This window comes from Streptomyces sp. NPDC000594, from assembly GCF_040299965.1.
Lineage (GTDB): Bacteria > Actinomycetota > Actinomycetes > Streptomycetales > Streptomycetaceae > Streptomyces.
Map to the genome: position 1 here is coordinate 38,963 of NZ_JBEPCY010000011.1, position 15,386 is coordinate 54,348.

5 protein-coding genes are annotated in these 15,386 nt (G+C 73.2%); all 5 read right to left on the reverse strand.

What is annotated here, in order from left to right; translation table 11 throughout:
- Positions 1-7: 7 nt before the first annotated feature.
- A complete protein-coding gene (locus ABT354_RS17600; protein WP_351494577.1) occupies positions 8-1,006 on the reverse strand; it encodes a dihydroxyacetone kinase subunit DhaK in 999 nt (332 codons plus the stop codon).
- 197 nt (positions 1,007-1,203) lie between these two features.
- Positions 1,204-2,259, reverse strand: a complete 1,056-nt coding sequence (locus ABT354_RS17605) for an MDR family NADP-dependent oxidoreductase (RefSeq protein WP_351494579.1) — start codon at positions 2,257-2,259, stop codon at positions 1,204-1,206.
- The gene (locus ABT354_RS17610) at positions 2,256-3,956 is read right to left on the reverse strand and encodes a phytoene desaturase family protein (protein WP_351494860.1); all 1,701 of its coding nucleotides are present in this window, start codon (positions 3,954-3,956) and stop codon (positions 2,256-2,258) included. Before ABT354_RS17610 ends, ABT354_RS17605 begins: the two co-directional genes overlap by 4 nt.
- 59 nt (positions 3,957-4,015) lie before the next feature.
- On the reverse strand, positions 4,016-5,728 hold the full coding sequence (locus tag ABT354_RS17615) for a phytoene desaturase family protein (protein WP_351494581.1): 1,713 nt from the start codon (positions 5,726-5,728) through the stop codon (positions 4,016-4,018).
- Between the two features lies 1 nt (position 5,729).
- Positions 5,730-15,317: a non-ribosomal peptide synthetase/type I polyketide synthase gene (locus tag ABT354_RS17620; protein WP_351494583.1), complete on the reverse strand. Its 9,588-nt coding sequence runs from the start codon at positions 15,315-15,317 to the stop codon at positions 5,730-5,732.
- Positions 15,318-15,386 lie beyond the last annotated feature (69 nt).

Below are 15,386 nucleotides of genomic sequence, written 5' to 3' on the forward strand. Positions count from 1 at the left end.
CCGCCCGCTACCACCGCCAGGCCGGTGTGCTCACCGGCGCGTCGTACAACCCCGTCACCTCGTCGTCCGCGGTGAGCAGGGTGAGACAGAAGCCGCGGGTGTCCAGCGCGGTGACGTAATCGCCCACCATGCTCCGCCGCAGGGTCAGCCCCGCCCCGTCCACCGTCCGGGCCAGCTCGCGCAGGACCGCGTACAGCTCCAGCCGGGTCGCCGCGCCGAGGCCGCTCACCAGGGCGATGAGCGAGCCGTCCGGCGGGGGCGGCAGCGCGGCCAGCAGGGTGGTGGTCATCCGGCCGACCAGGGTGTCCAGCGGCTCCTCGGGAATGCCCCGCCCGGCCCGCTCGCCATGGATGCCCACCCCGTACTCCAGCGTCCCGGGCACCAGTTCGAAGGAGGGGCGGCCGGTCGACGGCGCCGTCGGCGGGGCGGAGGCCACCGCGACACTGCGGCAGCCGGCCGCCAGCCGGGCGCCCAGCTCGGTCAGCTCGTCCAGACCGAGCCCCCGGTCGGCGGCGGCCCCCAGCACCTTCTCCACCAGCACGGTCGCCCCGGTGCCCCGGCGGCCCACCGCCATCGACGGCCCGTCCGACGCGATGTCGTCGTCCACCAGCACCCGGGCACAGGGCACCCGCTCATGGGCCAGCCGCTCCGCCGCGATCCCGAAGTTGATCCGGTCGCCGGTGTAGTTCTTGACGATGTGCAGCACCCCGTCCCGGCGGGCCACCGCCCGCGACGCCTCGAAGATCTGCCGGTTGTGGGGCGAGGCGAAGATCTGCCCGGGACAGGCGGCGTCCAGCATCCCCGCCCCCACGAAACCGGTGTGCAGCGGCTCATGCCCGCACCCGCCGCCGGAGACCACCCCGACCCGCCGCAGCGGCGAGGAGTGCCGGGCCCGCAGATAGCCGTGCTCGGGGTGGTAGGTGACCAGATCCCCATGGGCGCGGGCGAACCCCTCCAGCGCGTCGGCCACCAGTGTGCGCGGGGATCGCGCGAAGTACCTGGCCACGGGCAGCTCCTGGAAAGGCGAGGCCAGCGCCCATGGTCGATACGGACAGTGACCGATCGTTCCGTTCCCCCCAGCCTGCGACCCGGGGGCGCGCCCCGCAATCCGGCCCCGTCCGTCCGGGCGGCCGGCGCACGGCGCCCCGCCCGGACGGAAGCGGTCGGACCGGGCGGGGAGCGGTCAGCGCGGACGGGAAGGGGTCAGAGCGCCACCAGCACCTTGCCCAGCCGTGCGCCCCGGTCCCGGTAGAGACTCGCGTACGCCTCCGGAAGCGCGTCGAACCCCTGGTGCACGGTCTGCTCGTGGACGATCTCCCCCCGGCGGACCGCGCCGCCCACCTCCTCGTGGAGCGCCCGCCAGTTCTGCGGGGTGAACCATTCGAGGGAGAAGATCCCCCGGATCGTGGTCCTCGGGAACATGATCCAGGGCAGCAGCCGGGGCCCCTGGACATCCCCGCCGACCTGGGTCGCCCACTGCCAGCAGACCGCCACCCGGCTGCCCACCGTCAGCTGCGGGAAGACCGCGTCCGTCACCGCGCCGCCGAGATTGTCGAAATAGCGGTCGATCCCGTCCGGTGCGGCGGCCCGCAGCAGCGCCCCCACCGCCTCCGCGCTGTCGCCGTGCCGGTAGGACACCACCGCGTCGAAACCCAGCTCCCGCAGCCGCTCCGCCTTGGCCGCGCTGGAGGTGGTGCCCACCACCCGGGCCCCCGCGCGCCGCGCCAGCTGCCCCACCAGGGAACCGACCGACCCCGACGCACCGCTGATCACCAGCGTCCCGCCGGGCTCCAGCTCCAGGAAGTGCCGCAGCGTCCCCCAGGCCGTCATCCCCGGCCCGCCCAGCACCCCGAGCGCCGTCTCCAGCGGCAGCGTCCCGCCGTACCACTCGGGATCCAGCCGCCGGTACGCCGGGAAGACCATGGGGAAGGTCCCCGTCTTCCAGAGCCTCGGGGTTCCGTCGCTGATCAGATGGGTGCGCCAGCCCCCGAACCCCTGCACCAGATCGCCGGGCCGGTGCGGGGCGAGCGGCCCCGCCTCCAGCACCTCCATGATCGAGTCGGCGCCCATCACCTCCCCCAGCGGGGTGTCCAGCGCGATGCCCTGGAGATACAGGTCGACGGAGACGAAGAGCGTCCGCAGCAGCATCTCGTCCGGCGCGAGATCCACCGTCAGCTCCTCGACCACCTTCCCGTACACCCGGCCGGGGTCGGGAACCCCCCGCATGTGCTCACGGACCACCCAGGACTGCGTCTTCACTCGTCCTCCTTCGGCTCGGTCTCCCCCGGGGAACGGAGGAGCGGTACGGGGCTGTCCGCGCCCACACCCACCGGGACCACCAGATGGGTCGGGGGCGGAGCGCTCTCGTCGATCGACGCGGTGAATTCCTTGCGGTCGTCCCGGCAGACGAACTGGAGGACATGACGGCCCGCCGCCGCCGCCCGGATCAGCCCCCCGGTGGTCGCCCACACCCCGGACTGGTAGAAGTTGGCCAGCCCCGGCACCCCCGGCCCGTACTTCTTGACCAACTCCTCCAGCGTCTCGCCGCTCTCCACGAACGGCTGCCAGCCGAGGACCGTCCCGTCGTAGTTGCCCGTGTACCGCACCTGGGTCAGCGGCGTCGACACATCGCGCACCGCGATGGCCTCGGTCAGACCGGGGTGGCGCTCCTCCAGGAACCGGGTGATCGCCTCCCGGGCCCGCCGCTTGGCCGCGTAGTAGCCGCGCCCGTGCCGCACCGGCAGGGTGTGCAGTTCCTCGCCCGCCCGCACCCGGCTGATCTGCTCCGGGCCCTCGTCCAGCGCCCGCCAGGGCGCGATGTCACAGAAGTAGGTGGCATAGACGACGGTGGTGCCCCGGGGCGACAGCTCCGGATAGTGCCGGCTGCGGAACTGCACATTGATACTGGGATGGCGGATACCGGTCAGCTCGGCGGCCATCGCCTCGTCCAGGAGATGGGTGGTGCACGGATCCCCCTCGGGGAACTCCCGCCGCAGCCCCAGGAAGAGGGTGAAGTACCCCGGGAAGACCATCCCCGGCTCCTCGATGGTCCGGGTGTAGAGCTTGTGGTACTCCTCGCCCAGGGCGCGCCCCTTGAGGAATTTGGTCATCGTGGTGTGCCCGTCGCAGGCGGAGACCACGATGTCGGCCCGCAGCTCGCTGCCGTCGCTCAGCCGCACCCCCACCGCCCGGTCCTCCTCCACCAGCACCTCCTCGACCTTGGCGTTGTAGCTCACCTCGCCGCCCAGCGAGGTGTACCGCCGCTCGATCGACCGGGCGAGCCCCAGCGAACCGCCCTCCGGCACCCCCGCCGAGAGATTGGCGTGCGAGGCCAGCTGGAAGTGGAAGGGCAGCACCGGGAAGTTCGGATGCCGCTCGTACAGGATGAAGTTGAACGCCTCCCGCAGCAGCGGATGCCGGAAGCGGGACGAGAAGTCCGCCATCAGGACGCCGATCGTGCTGCTGACCGTGCGGAAGTACGGGACGAACGACGCCAGCATCCGCCAGCGCTCCGCCCGGCCCATCAGCCCCACCGGCTTCAGGAACGGATAGACGGTCAGCGCCTTGCGGAAGGCGCGCAGCTGGTCGCAGAAGCGCCGGATCAGCCGGGCGTCCTCGGGGGAGATCGACTCCAGATGCGCCTGGAGCCGGTCCGGGTCGGAGTAGAAGTGGACGGCCTGCCCGTCCCGCCCGCGCACGATGTTGAACACATCGAAGTGGCGTACCTGCTTGCCCTGGAGGGCGCCCAGCTCCAGCCAGATCTGGTGCATCTCATTGCCCGGACCGCTCCCGAGCAGCCAGCTGATGCAGCAGTCCAGCATGAAGTCGCCGCGCCCCCAGGCGGTGCAGCAGCCCCCCGGTACCTCGTGCATCTCCAGGATCCGGCTGCGGTACCCGTTCATCTGGGCATAGCACCCGGTGGAGAGCCCGCCGAGCCCCGCACCAATGATGATCATCGTCTCCCGGGGGTCCGCCGTGCCGTCGCGGTCCGCCCCGGCGCCCCGGTGAAGTGCCCTCATGCTCCGGAGACCTCCTGCCCCAGCCGTGCGTCCCGCCGGTCCAGCCGGGGCAGCCGGCCGAGCCGCCCCGGATGCCAGGGCTCCCGTGCCAGACTCTCCCGCGCGGTGAACGGCAGCCCCCACTCGTCGCACAGGTACTGCACGGCGAACCGGCCGGTCGACGCGGCCCGGATCAGCCCGCCGAGCCCCACCCACTGGCCCGCCATCGAGAACCCCGCGAGGCCCGGCAGCCGCATCCGGTCCTTGCCCACCACCGCCGAGGCCACGTCGTCCGCGTCGGAGAACGCCTTCCACGCCAGGATGCTGCCGTCGAGATTGCCCGTGTACCGGTGGGTGGTCGCGGGCGAGGCGACATCGAGCACCTCGATCCGCTCCGCGATCCCCGGCCGGTGCCGCTCCAGGAACTCCCGTACGAACGCCGCCACCTGGCGCTTGAGCGCCCAGTACGCCTTGCGGTCCCGCCCCCGCAGCTCCTTCCAGAAGGCGAAGTCGCTGAAGTAGGTGCAGTGGATCACTGAGTGCCCCGGTGGCGCGAAACCGTCGGAGTAGTGCGAGCGCAACTGCACCACCAGACTGCTCTGGAGGGCTCCCGGGAGCCGGGCCGCGTCCCGCTCGGGGAGCAGATAGGTGGTGCTGTGCGCGGTGTCCTCGCCCAGGCCGCCCCGGACCCCCGCGAAGACCGAGACCACCGCCGGGAAGAGGGTGCCCCGCTCCTGGAGCAGCTCCCCGTAGAGCCGGTCGATCCGGGGACTGCTGTACCGGCCCTCCAGCAGCGTCCGCAGGGTGGTGTGGCCGTCGCACGCGGCGACCACATGGTCCGCGTAGTACCGCCGGCCGTTCGCCAGCTCGATCCCGATCGCCCGGTCCCCCTCCACCAGGATCCGGCGCACCTTCGACCGGTAGGAGACGGAGCCGCCGAGCCCGGTGTACCGGTCCTCGATCGACCGGGCGAGCCCCAGCGAACCACCCTGCGGGAAGCCCGCGTTGCGGCGGTGGGCGGCGGCCATATTGAAGAGGTACGGCAGCAGCGGAAACCCCTCCGGATCCTGGAAGAACACATTCCGGAACGCCCGGCGCAGCAGCGGATCCCGGAACCGGTCCGCGAAGGTGTGCATGGGCGTCGCCGCCGTCCGCCAGAAGAGCCGGAACGCGGGCAGCACGGTCCGCAGCAGCGCCGCCCGCTCACCCACGCTCCGCAGCGCCGGGGCGGTCAGAAAGGGATACAGCTCGATGTCGGCGAACCGCCGCAGATCCCGGCAGAACGAGCGGATCAGCGGGGCGTCCACCGGGGAGACCGAGAGCAGATGCGCCTCCAGCCGCCCCGGGTCGTTGTAGAACATCACCGACCGGCCGTCCTCGTCGGTGACCCGGTTGAACATATCGAAATGGGTGACGCTCTTGCCGTCCAGCGCGCCCAGCTCCCGCCAGATCCGGTGGGCCTCGTTCCCCGGCGCGGTCCCGATCAGCCACTCGATGCAGTAGTCGAAGATGTAGCCGTCCCGGGCCCAGGCGGTGCAGCACCCCCCGGGCAGCACATGCTTCTCGAAGATCCGGCTGCGCATGCCGTTCATCTGCGCATAGGCGCCGGTGGCCATCCCGGCGACCCCCGCGCCGACCACGATCACCCGTGGCCGGCGGTCCGGGGACCCGCCGCCCGGCCCACCGGAGCCGGGACGGACGGTCCACTCGTGTTCCTCGTCCTCGCGCACGTCAGCCCCGTCCCCGTGTCAGCATCCGGCGGACCAGCTCCGCGTTGCGGCCCAGATGGCCCGGATCGAGCATGTCGGCATGGGCGCCCGAACCGCGCAGCACCGTATGGGCGCTGGTGGAACTCCCGTGCCAGGCGCCCCGCGCCCCCGCCGCGTACAGCTCCACGCTGTCCTCGTCGGTGACCACCCCCACCCGTGCCGCCACCGCGCCCGCGTTGGGGGTCCGGCCGCAGAACGCCAGATACTCGGCCGCGTGCCCCATCGTCTCCGCCGCCACGATCCGGGACCCGGTGTGCTTGCGCAGATGCTCCGACAGCTCCTTCTCGAAGGCGGCCAGATGCTCGGCGCCCGGGACGAAGGGCTCCTCGATGCGGTGCGAGTCCAGGATCACCACATGGTCCACCCGGTGCCCGCGCCGCTCCAGCTCCTTCGCCGTCTCGAAGGCCAGATTGCCGCCGAGGGAGTAGCCGAGGAGCAGCGTCCCGCCGCCGGGCTGGAGGGTGCCGACCAGATCGGCGTAACGGGCCACCTTGTCGTCCCCGGGCAGATACTCGAAGGAGACCAGCCGGTGCTCCGGCAGCTCCCCGGCGAGCCCCCGGTAGACCAGCGCCTGGCCCCCGGCGGGCGGGAAGCAGAAGATCCGCTCGCCCCCGTCGTCGTTGAAACCGATCCAGGGCCGCTCCTCACCGGTGCCCCGGGTGGCCAGCCGCTCCACCGCCGCCGCCATCCCGTGCAGGGTGGTGACCTGGTAGAGCCGGCTGACCGGGATGGTGACCGAGAACTCCGCCTGGAGATGGTGGATCAGCTCGATCAGCTTGATGGAGCTGCCGCCGATCTCGAAGAAGTCCTCGTCCGTGCCGATCCGTTCCCGGCCGATGAGGGCGCCCCAGTGCCGGGCCATGCTCACCTCGTACGGGGTCACCGGGGGCTCGTACCCGCCGCCCGGCTCCTCCTCGGTCTCCGGCGGCGGCAGCGCCCCCGTGTCGACCTTGCCGTGCGCGGTCAGCGGCAGCGCCGGGACCGTGACGAAGTGCGCGGGGATCATATAGGTCGGCAGGAACCGGGCGAGATGGCGGCGTAGCTCCCGCCGGTCCGGCTCGCCGCCCGGCTCCGGTACGCAGTAGGCGCAGAGCGCCGCCTCGCCCCGGGCGTTCGCCCGTACGGTGACCACCGCACCGGCCACCTCCGGCCGCTGGGCCAGCAGCGCGGAGATCTCCTCGGTCTCGATCCGGTGGCCGTGCAGCTTGACCTGGGTGTCGGCGCGGCCCAGCAGATGGATCCGGCCCCGGGCGTCCCAGCGGGCCAGATCGCCGGTGCGGTAGAGCCGCTCGGGCGCCGCGCCCGGCGCCCGGCCGAGGGACCGGGTGACAAACCGCTCCGCCGTGCGGTCGGGGTCACCGGCATACCCCAGGGCCACCCCCTCGCCGCCGATCCACAGCTCGCCGGGGACCCCGGGCGGCACCGGCTCGCCGTGCCGGTCCAGGATGTGCAGGGAACTGTTGGCCAGCGGGGCGCCGATCGGCACCATCCGGCCCGGCTCAAGACCCTCGGCCGGCCCCTCGAAGCAGGCGCTGTCGATGGTGGCCTCGGTGACACCATAGGAGTTGATCACCCGGGTACGGGAGCCGCCGAGGGCGCGCAGCCGCTCGTACTCCTCCACCTGCCAGGCGTCGGAGCCGACCACCAGCAGCCGCATGAAGTCCAGCCCCAGGCCGCGCGCCCGGCAGTGGTCCATCAGCCCCCGGACCACCGCCGGGACGAACTCGGCACAGTCCACGCCCTCGTCCCGCATCGTCCGGTACAGCCGTGCCGGGTCGAAGAGCAGATCCCGCTCGGCCAGCACCAGGGTGCCGCCCGAGCAAAGCGCCCGTACCCAGTCCCCGGTGAAGACATCGAAGGACGGGGCCGCCATCTGGAGATGACGTCCGGGCTCCTCGTCCAGCCCGTAGACCTCCCGCCAGGCGGCGTACGCCGAGGCGAGATTGCGGTGGCCGACCCGGACGGCCTTGGGCCGCCCGGTGGAGCCGGAGGTGTGGATCACATACGCGGGGGAGTCCGGCGCGACCGGCACCGGCGGCAGCGCCGTCGCCGCCCAGGCCCCGGGATCGGCCAGGACCAGGGTCTCCACCGGCAGTCCGGGCAGGGACGCCCGGCCGGGGACATCCGCCACCACCATCAGCACGGCACCGGCGGTACGGACCAGATGCGCGATCCGGTCGGCCGGATGGTCGGGCTGGAGCGGCAGATAGGCACCGCCCGCCCGCAGCACCGCCAGCAGCGCCACGATCAGCTCCGGCGACTTCTCCAGGCAGAGCGCCACCACGGAACCGGGCCCCACACCCCGGTCGCGCAGCGTACGGGCGAGCCGCCCGGAACGGTCGTCGAGTTCCGCGTAGGTCATGCGGGTCCCCGCCGCGCCCGTCGCCGACGGCGGGACCCGGACGGCGACCGTCCCCGGATGCGCCCCGGCCATCCGCGCCACCAGCCGGTGCACCGGGACATCGAGCCCCGCCGTCCCGCCGTTCGTCCAGGGCTCCGCGCCGTCCCGGGGCAGCGCCCGGCGGCCCGCCCCGCTCCACTCGCCGACCAGCCGCTCCCGCTCCGCCGTACCGAGCATCTCCAGCCGGGTCACCGGGCACTCGCCCGGCGCCCGGGTCAGCTCGTCCAGCAGCCGGGTGTAGTGGTCCGCCATCCGCCGTACGGTCGCCGCCTCGAACAGATCGGTGTTGTACTTGAAGACACAGTGGAACCGGCCCTCGGACTCCTCCTCGTAGGCGGAGAGGGTCAGATCGAACTGCCCCTCCTCCTCCGGCAGTTCGATGTACTCCAGCCGGTAGCCGTACTTCTCCGTCGCCACCTTGTGGGTGAGCAGGATGAACATCGCCTGGAAGACGGCGGAGCGGCTGGGGTCGTGCTGGAGGCCCAGCTTCTCCACCAGCAGCACGAACGGGTACTCCTGGTTGTCGAGCCCGCCCAGCACCGAGCGGCGCACCTGGTCCAGCAGGGCGGTCACCGACGGATCGCCGGAGAGATCCGCGTGCAGCGGCAGCGGATTGACGAAGTAGCCGTAGACACCGGTGAACTCCTGCCGGGTCCGGCCGGTCACCGGGCTGCCCACCACCAGATGGTCCTGGCCCGAGTAGCGGTGCAGCAGGATGTAGTACGCGCTCAGCAGCGCCACGAAGGGGGTCACCCCATGGGCCCGGGCCAGCCGGTGCACCCGGGCGCTCAGCCCGGTGTCGAGGACGAAGAACTCCGAGGCCCCGTTGTGGGTCTGCACCGCCGGGCGCGGCTTGTCCACCGGCAGGTCGAGCAGCGGCACCGGCTCCGGCAGCTGGCCGCGCCAGTAGTCGAGCATCCGCTCGGCGGCCGGGCTGGCGAGAAAGCGGTTCTGGTCGTTGAGGAAGTCCAGATAGCGGGCGGTCACGGGCGGCAGCGCGGGCTGCTCGCCCTGGCGCAGCCCCTCGTACACCGCGAGCAGTTCCTCGATGAAGGTGAAGGTGGAGACCGCGTCCGAGACGATGTGGTGGACCGCCTTCATGATCACCCAGCGGTCGGGGGCCCGCTGGAGCAGCCGGAACCGGAAGAGGGGGTCCCGGGCCAGGTCATACGGCTTGCGGTACTCGGCCACGATGGTGTCGTGGACCTCCTCCCAGGGCCGGTCCCGCATATCGAGGAGCCCGAGGTCCACCTCGGCCCCGGAGGAGACCCGCTGGACCGCCTTCCCGTCCACCAGAAGGAAGTTGGTGCGCAGCGCGGGATGCCGGTCCACGGTCCGCCGGACCGCCTCGAACATCAGGTCGGGATCGAGGGCGACCCGGACCTCGACGGCGCCGCCGATGTTGTACGCGTATCCCTCCGGGTTGAGCTGCTTGAGGAACCACAGCGCCTTCTGGTTCTGCGTCAGGGGGTACTCGCGCTCGTCCTCGAAGACCTCCGGCGCCCCCGCCCCGGTCGCCGGAGTGCTGTCCGCCGCCGCGGCGGCCAGCTCCACCAGCGACCCGTACAGCTGCTCGGTCAGCTCGGCCACCGGGGTTCCGCTGAGCAGCGCCACCACCGGCAGCGCGATCCCGAACTCGGTCTGCGTCCGGGCCCGCAGCTCCATCGCGAGCAGGGAGTCCAGACCCAGCGCGCTCAGCCCCTCGGCCGGGTCGATCCGCTCCGGGGCGGCCCGCAGCACGGACGCGGCGAGCGCGGTGAAGCGCTCGGCGACCAGGGCCCGCCGCTCCCCGGGACCGGAGAGCGCGGCAAAGGCGTCGGCCAGCCCCGGGCCCCCGGCGGCGGGCCCGGCCGGCGCGGCACTCGCCGCCAGCTCGGCCAGGAGCGGGGGCGGCGAGGCGTACCAGGAGAGGAAGACCGGCCAGTCCACCACGGTGGCCACCAGCAGCTGGGCGTGGTCCTGGCCGATGACCCGCTCCAGTACCGCCATCCCCGTCTCGGGCGCCAGCGAACTCATGCCCCGGTTGACCAGATAGTGCTCGACCAGGCCCAGCTCCTCGATCATGCCGGTGGCCCAGGGGCCCCAGTCCAGGCTGAGCGCGGGCAGCCCCCGCGCCCGGCGATGCCGGGCGAGCGCGTCCAGGAAGGCGTTCCCGGCCGCGTAGTTGGTCTGGCCCGCCGTGGTCATCAGCGAGGCGATGGACGAGAAGAGCACGAAGTGGTCCAGCGGCTCATCGGCCAGCAGCCGGTGGAGCAGCAGCGCCCCGACGGCCTTGGGGCCATGGGCGGCGTCGAAGGTCTCCCGGTCCATCTCCGCGATCAGCGCGTCCCGTACCTGCCCGGCGAGATGGAAGACCCCGCGCAGCGGCACCCCGCCCGCGCGGTGCTCCGTGTACCAGGCGGACATCGCCGCCGGGTCGGTCAGATCGACGGGGACCGCCCGCACCCGGGCGCCGGACTCCTCGAGCTCCCGCAGAAAGGCCAGATTGCGGCCCCCGGGCGTCGCCGGGTCGGCCGCCGCGCGATCCTCCGGGTCGGGCAGCCGGGTACGGCCCATGAGGACCAGATCACGGGCGCCCCGGGCCACCAGGGTGCGGCACAGCAGCCGGCCGAGCGCGCCGAAGGCCCCGGTGACCAGATAGGCGCCGTCCGCGCGCAGCCGCAGCGGGAGCGGCCGGGTCAGCCCCTCGGCCCGGCGGATCCGGTGGGTGAGCCGGCGGCCGCCGCGCAGCGCGATCTCCTCCTCGTCGTCGGCGAGGATCTCCCGCAGCAGGGTGGCCGCCTCCCGCCCGGGGTCGGGTCGGTCCGGGTCGAGGTCGATCAGGGTGCCCCGGTGGCCGGTCAGCTCCTGGTGCCACAGCACCCGGCCGACGCCCCACGCGGGCGCGCCCAGCGGCTCCACCTCCTCGCCGGGGAGGACGGGCTGCGCACCCCGGGTGACCACATGGAGCCGGCCGGCGGTGCCGGTGGAGAGCAGCGCGCGGGCGAGGGCGACGAGGGAGTACGCGCCGGTGGCGCCGTGGTCGCGCAGCTCGGATCCGGCGACGGTGTCCAGGGCGGGCAGATCGAGGTTCCAGAGATGGACCACGGCGCCGAAGCCCCCACTTCCGTCGGCGCGCAGCTCGGTGAGGAGCCGTTCCCACTGGTCGACGGCGTCCGGGGCGAGGGTGGTGGCGTCCGGGCCGCGGTGGTACGCGGTGCCGGGGCGGACCAGATGGCAGCGGGTGCCGCGGGCGGTCAGCCGGGCGGCGAGCGCGGCGCCGAGTCCACCGCCGTCGCTGTCACCGTCGCTGTCGGCATCGGCATCGGCATCGGCGAGGATCAGCCAGTCCCGGCCGGTGTCGGCGGCGACCGCCTCGGCGGCGATGGCCTCCGGGTTCCCGGTGGGCGGGCGTTCGGTCCAGACGCTCTCGGTGAGCCAGGAGTCGATGGTGGACCGGGCGACGGAGGTGGTGGTGTGCTCGGTGTCGGCCGCCCGGAAGCCGCTGATCCGTCCGGCGGCGGTGCCGTCCTCGGTGTAGACGGTGATGTCGCCGACGAGTTCGGTGCCGCCGTCCCGGGTGACGGTGGCATGGGCCCACAGGGGGCGGTCGCCGACGGTGTCCAGGCAGACCTCGCCGATGGAGAGCGGCAGCCGGACCCCGGTGCCCTCCCCGGCCACGGCGTCCTTCTCGGGGGAGTCGAGGAGCTGCGGGGCGAGCAGGGACTGGAAACAGGCGTCGAGCAGCACGGGGTGGACATGGTGGCCCCCGGCGGTGCCGTTCCCGCCGGGCGCCGCGGTCTCCCCGGCCGGGCCCGGTCCTGCGGCTGCGCCGGTCTCCCCGGACGCGGGGACGGCCCCGTTCGCCGCGAGGCCCCCGCGGGCATGGGCGGCCGCGGGGGCGCGCAGCCTGGCCAGGGCCTCGCCGGGGCCGATCCATACCTCCTCGATGGCCTGGAACGCCGGTCCGTAGTGGTAGCCGAGCGCGGCCAGCGCGGTGTAGCAGGCGGGTCCTTCGAGCCGCCGCAGGCTCCGGGCCCGGATCGGGGCGGGGTCGAGCGCGGGCCCGTGGGAGCGGCGCTGGCCGGCGCGGACGACGCCCCGGGAGTGCACGGTCGGTTCGGCGCCGTTCGCGCCGGTGTCGGCGGGCGCGGAGGCGACGCTGAAGACGGCGGTCTCCGAGGAGAGCGAGAAGGTGACGTCCTTGGCCCCGTCCTCGGGGAGGAAGAGGGCGCGGCGCAGCTCGATGTCGGCGAGGGTGGCGCCGGCGCCGTCGCTGAGGGCCCGTACGGCCTGGGCGGCCATCTCCAGATAGCCCGCCGCGGGGAAGACCACGGCGCCCTGGATGCGGTGGTCGGCCAGATAGGGCAGGGTCTCGATGTCCAGGGCCGAGCGCCAGGTGGGCTCCGGGTGGTCGGTGCGGCGGCCGAGGAGGGGGTGGTCGATCCGGCCGAGCCGGACCTGGGCGACGGAGGCGGGCTCGGTCCAGTGCCGGTCGCGCCGCCAGGGGTAGCGCGGCAGGGGCACGGTCCGGCCGGTGGGCTGGAGCACGTCCCAGTCGATGGGGACGCCGAGGTTGTGCAGCATGGCCAGGGAGGCGGCGAAGCAGTCGCTCTCGTTCTCCTGGCGGCGGATCGAGGGCAGGGCGCGGCCGGTGACCTGGCGGGCGTCGAGGCATTCACGGATCGCGTGTCCGAGGACCGGGTGCGGGCCGATCTCCAGGAAGAGCCGGTGGCCGTCCTCGGCGAGCCGGTCGATCGCGGTGCGGAAGCGGACCCGGTCGCGGACGTTGGTCCACCAGTAGGCGGCGTCCAGCTCCGGTCCCTCGGCGCGTTCGCCGTGGCCGGTGGTCCAGAGCGGGACCCGCGCTGGGCGCGGGTCGATGTCGGCGAGGGAGTCGAGCAGCTCCTCGCGGATCGGGTCCATCCGGGCGCTGTGGTAGGGCACCTGGACGGTGAGGAAGCGGGTGAAGACCTGGTCCGCCGTGAGGCGGTCGGCGAGTTCGGCGAGGGCGTCGGCGTCCCCGGCCAGGGTGAGCCCGGTGGGGCTGTTGACGGCGGCGATGGAGATACGGGTGCCGTAGGGGCGGAGCCTGCGTTCGGCCTCCTCCTCGGTGAGACCGGCGGCGAGCATGCTCCCGGTGCCCGCGAGGGTGTGCTGGAGCCTGCTGCGGTGGACGGCGATCCGTACCGCGTCGGCGAGGGTGTAGACCCCGGCCTCGTGGAAGGCGGCGATCTCGCCGGTGCTGTGGCCCACGATCGCGTCGGGGGTGACCCCGTAGTGCCGCCAGAGGGCGGCGAGGGCGATCTGGAGGGCGAAGTTGGCGGGCTGGGCGAGCCAGGTCTCCGCCATCCGGGAGCCGGCCTCGTCGGCGGCCATCTCCTCGGCGAGGGACCAGCCGGTGAGGGCGCGGATCTCGCGGTCGCAGCTCAGGACGGTCTCGCGGTAGACCTCCTCACGGGCGAAGAGTTCCCGTCCCATGCCCCACCACTGGGGCCCCATGCCGGTGAAGACCCACACCAGCCGGCGGTCGGCCGCCTCCAGCCGGCGGCCCTGGACCACCGCGGGGTGGGGTTCGCCCCGGAGGAAGGCGCCGAGGGCGGTGTCCAGTGACTCGGGGGAGGAATGGACCAGGGTCAGCCGGGACTCCAGCCGCTGGCGGCGGTGGGCGAGGGTGTGTCCGAGGTCGGCCAGGGAGGCGGGGGTGGCGCCGGGTTCGGTGTGCTCCCCGGCGAGTTCGCGGCGGATGCCGTCGGCGACCCGGGGCAGGGCGTCGTCGGTACGGGCGCTGAGCGGGAGCAGGGTCCAGGACCGGCCGAGCACGGGCAGCGGTGCGGCGGCCGGGGCGGGTTCCGGGGCCTCCTCCAGCACCACATGGGCGTTGGTGCCGCCGAAGCCGAAGGAGTTGACGGCGGCGCGGGCGGGGCCCTCGTGGTCGGGCCAGGCGGTGACGCGGGTGGGGATCTCGTACGGCAGGGTGTCGGGGTCGATGGCGGGGTTGAGCCGTTCGAGGTTGATATGGGGCGGGATCACCCGGTGCTTGAGGCTGAGCGCGGTCTTGATGAGTCCGGCGATGCCCGCGGCGGCCTCGGTGTGTCCGATGTTGGTCTTGACCGAGCCGACATAGCAGCGCGCGCCGGGGGACCGGCCGATGGCCAGGGCGCGGGCCAGGGCGTTGGCCTCGATGGGGTCGCCGAGCGGGGTGGAGGTGCCATGGGCCTCCATGTACTGGACCTGGCCCGGGGTGATCCCGGCCTCGGCGCAGACCCGTTCCACGAGGGAGACCTGGGCGTCGGCGCTGGGGACGGTGATGCCGTTGGTACGGCCGTCCTGGTTGACCCCGCTGCCGAGGACGACGGCGTGGATGGGGTCGCCGTCGCGTACCGCGTCCTCCAGCCGTTTGAGGGCGACGACGCCGACCCCCTCGGCCCGGACATAGCCGTTGGCGGAGGCGTCGAAGGTGCGGGAGCGGCCGTCGGGGGAGAGGAAGCCGCCCTTGGTCTCGGCGATGGTGTACTGCGGCGCCATGTGCAGCAGGGCCCCGCCGGCGAGGGCGAGCCGGGTCTCGCCGCGCAGCAGGCTCTGGCAGGCGAGGTGCACGGCGACCAGGGAGGAGCTGCACGCGGTGTCGATGGAGAGGCTGGGCCCGCGCAGGTCGAGGCAGTAGGAGATGCGGTTCGACACCATCGTCATCATGGTGCCGGTGGCGGTGTGGGCGGCCAGGGTGTCGAAGGCCAGGTCGGAGAATTGGAGGATCTTGTAGTCGAGGGTGAAGGCGCCCATGAAGACGCCGACATCGGTGCCGGCCAGTTCGCCGGGGCGCTGGCCGCCGTCCTCCAGTGCCTCCCAGGCGACTTCGAGGAGCTTGCGCTGCTGCGGGTCCATGTGGTCGGCCTCGCGCGGGCTGATGCCGAAGAACGCGGGGTCGAATTCGTCGAAGCCGTCGATGTAGCCGCCTCTGCCGCCGGTGAGCCGTCCCCGCTTCTCCCGGTCGCGGCTGGCGAGGGTGCGGATGTCGTAACGGTCGGCGGGTGTCGGGGTGATGCAGTCCTTTCCGTCGATGAGGTTGCGCCAGAAGCTCCGGTGGTCCGACGCACCGCCTGGGAGCCGGCAGCCGATGCCGATGAGGGCGACTCTGCCTCGGGCGGGGGTGGGGGTCGCGTCGGTCATGGTGGAACTCCTCACGTCGTGGCGCAGCGGCACGGAGGGATACAGGGGACGAGTGGTGCGAGGGGTGGA

Coding starts and splice junctions, on each gene's coding strand:
- ABT354_RS17620 (WP_351494583.1), bottom strand. CDS start 15,317: ATGACCGACGCGACCCCCACCCCCGCCCGAGGCAGAGTCGCCCTCATC.
- ABT354_RS17610 (WP_351494860.1), bottom strand. CDS start 3,956: ATGATCATCATTGGTGCGGGGCTCGGCGGGCTCTCCACCGGGTGCTAT.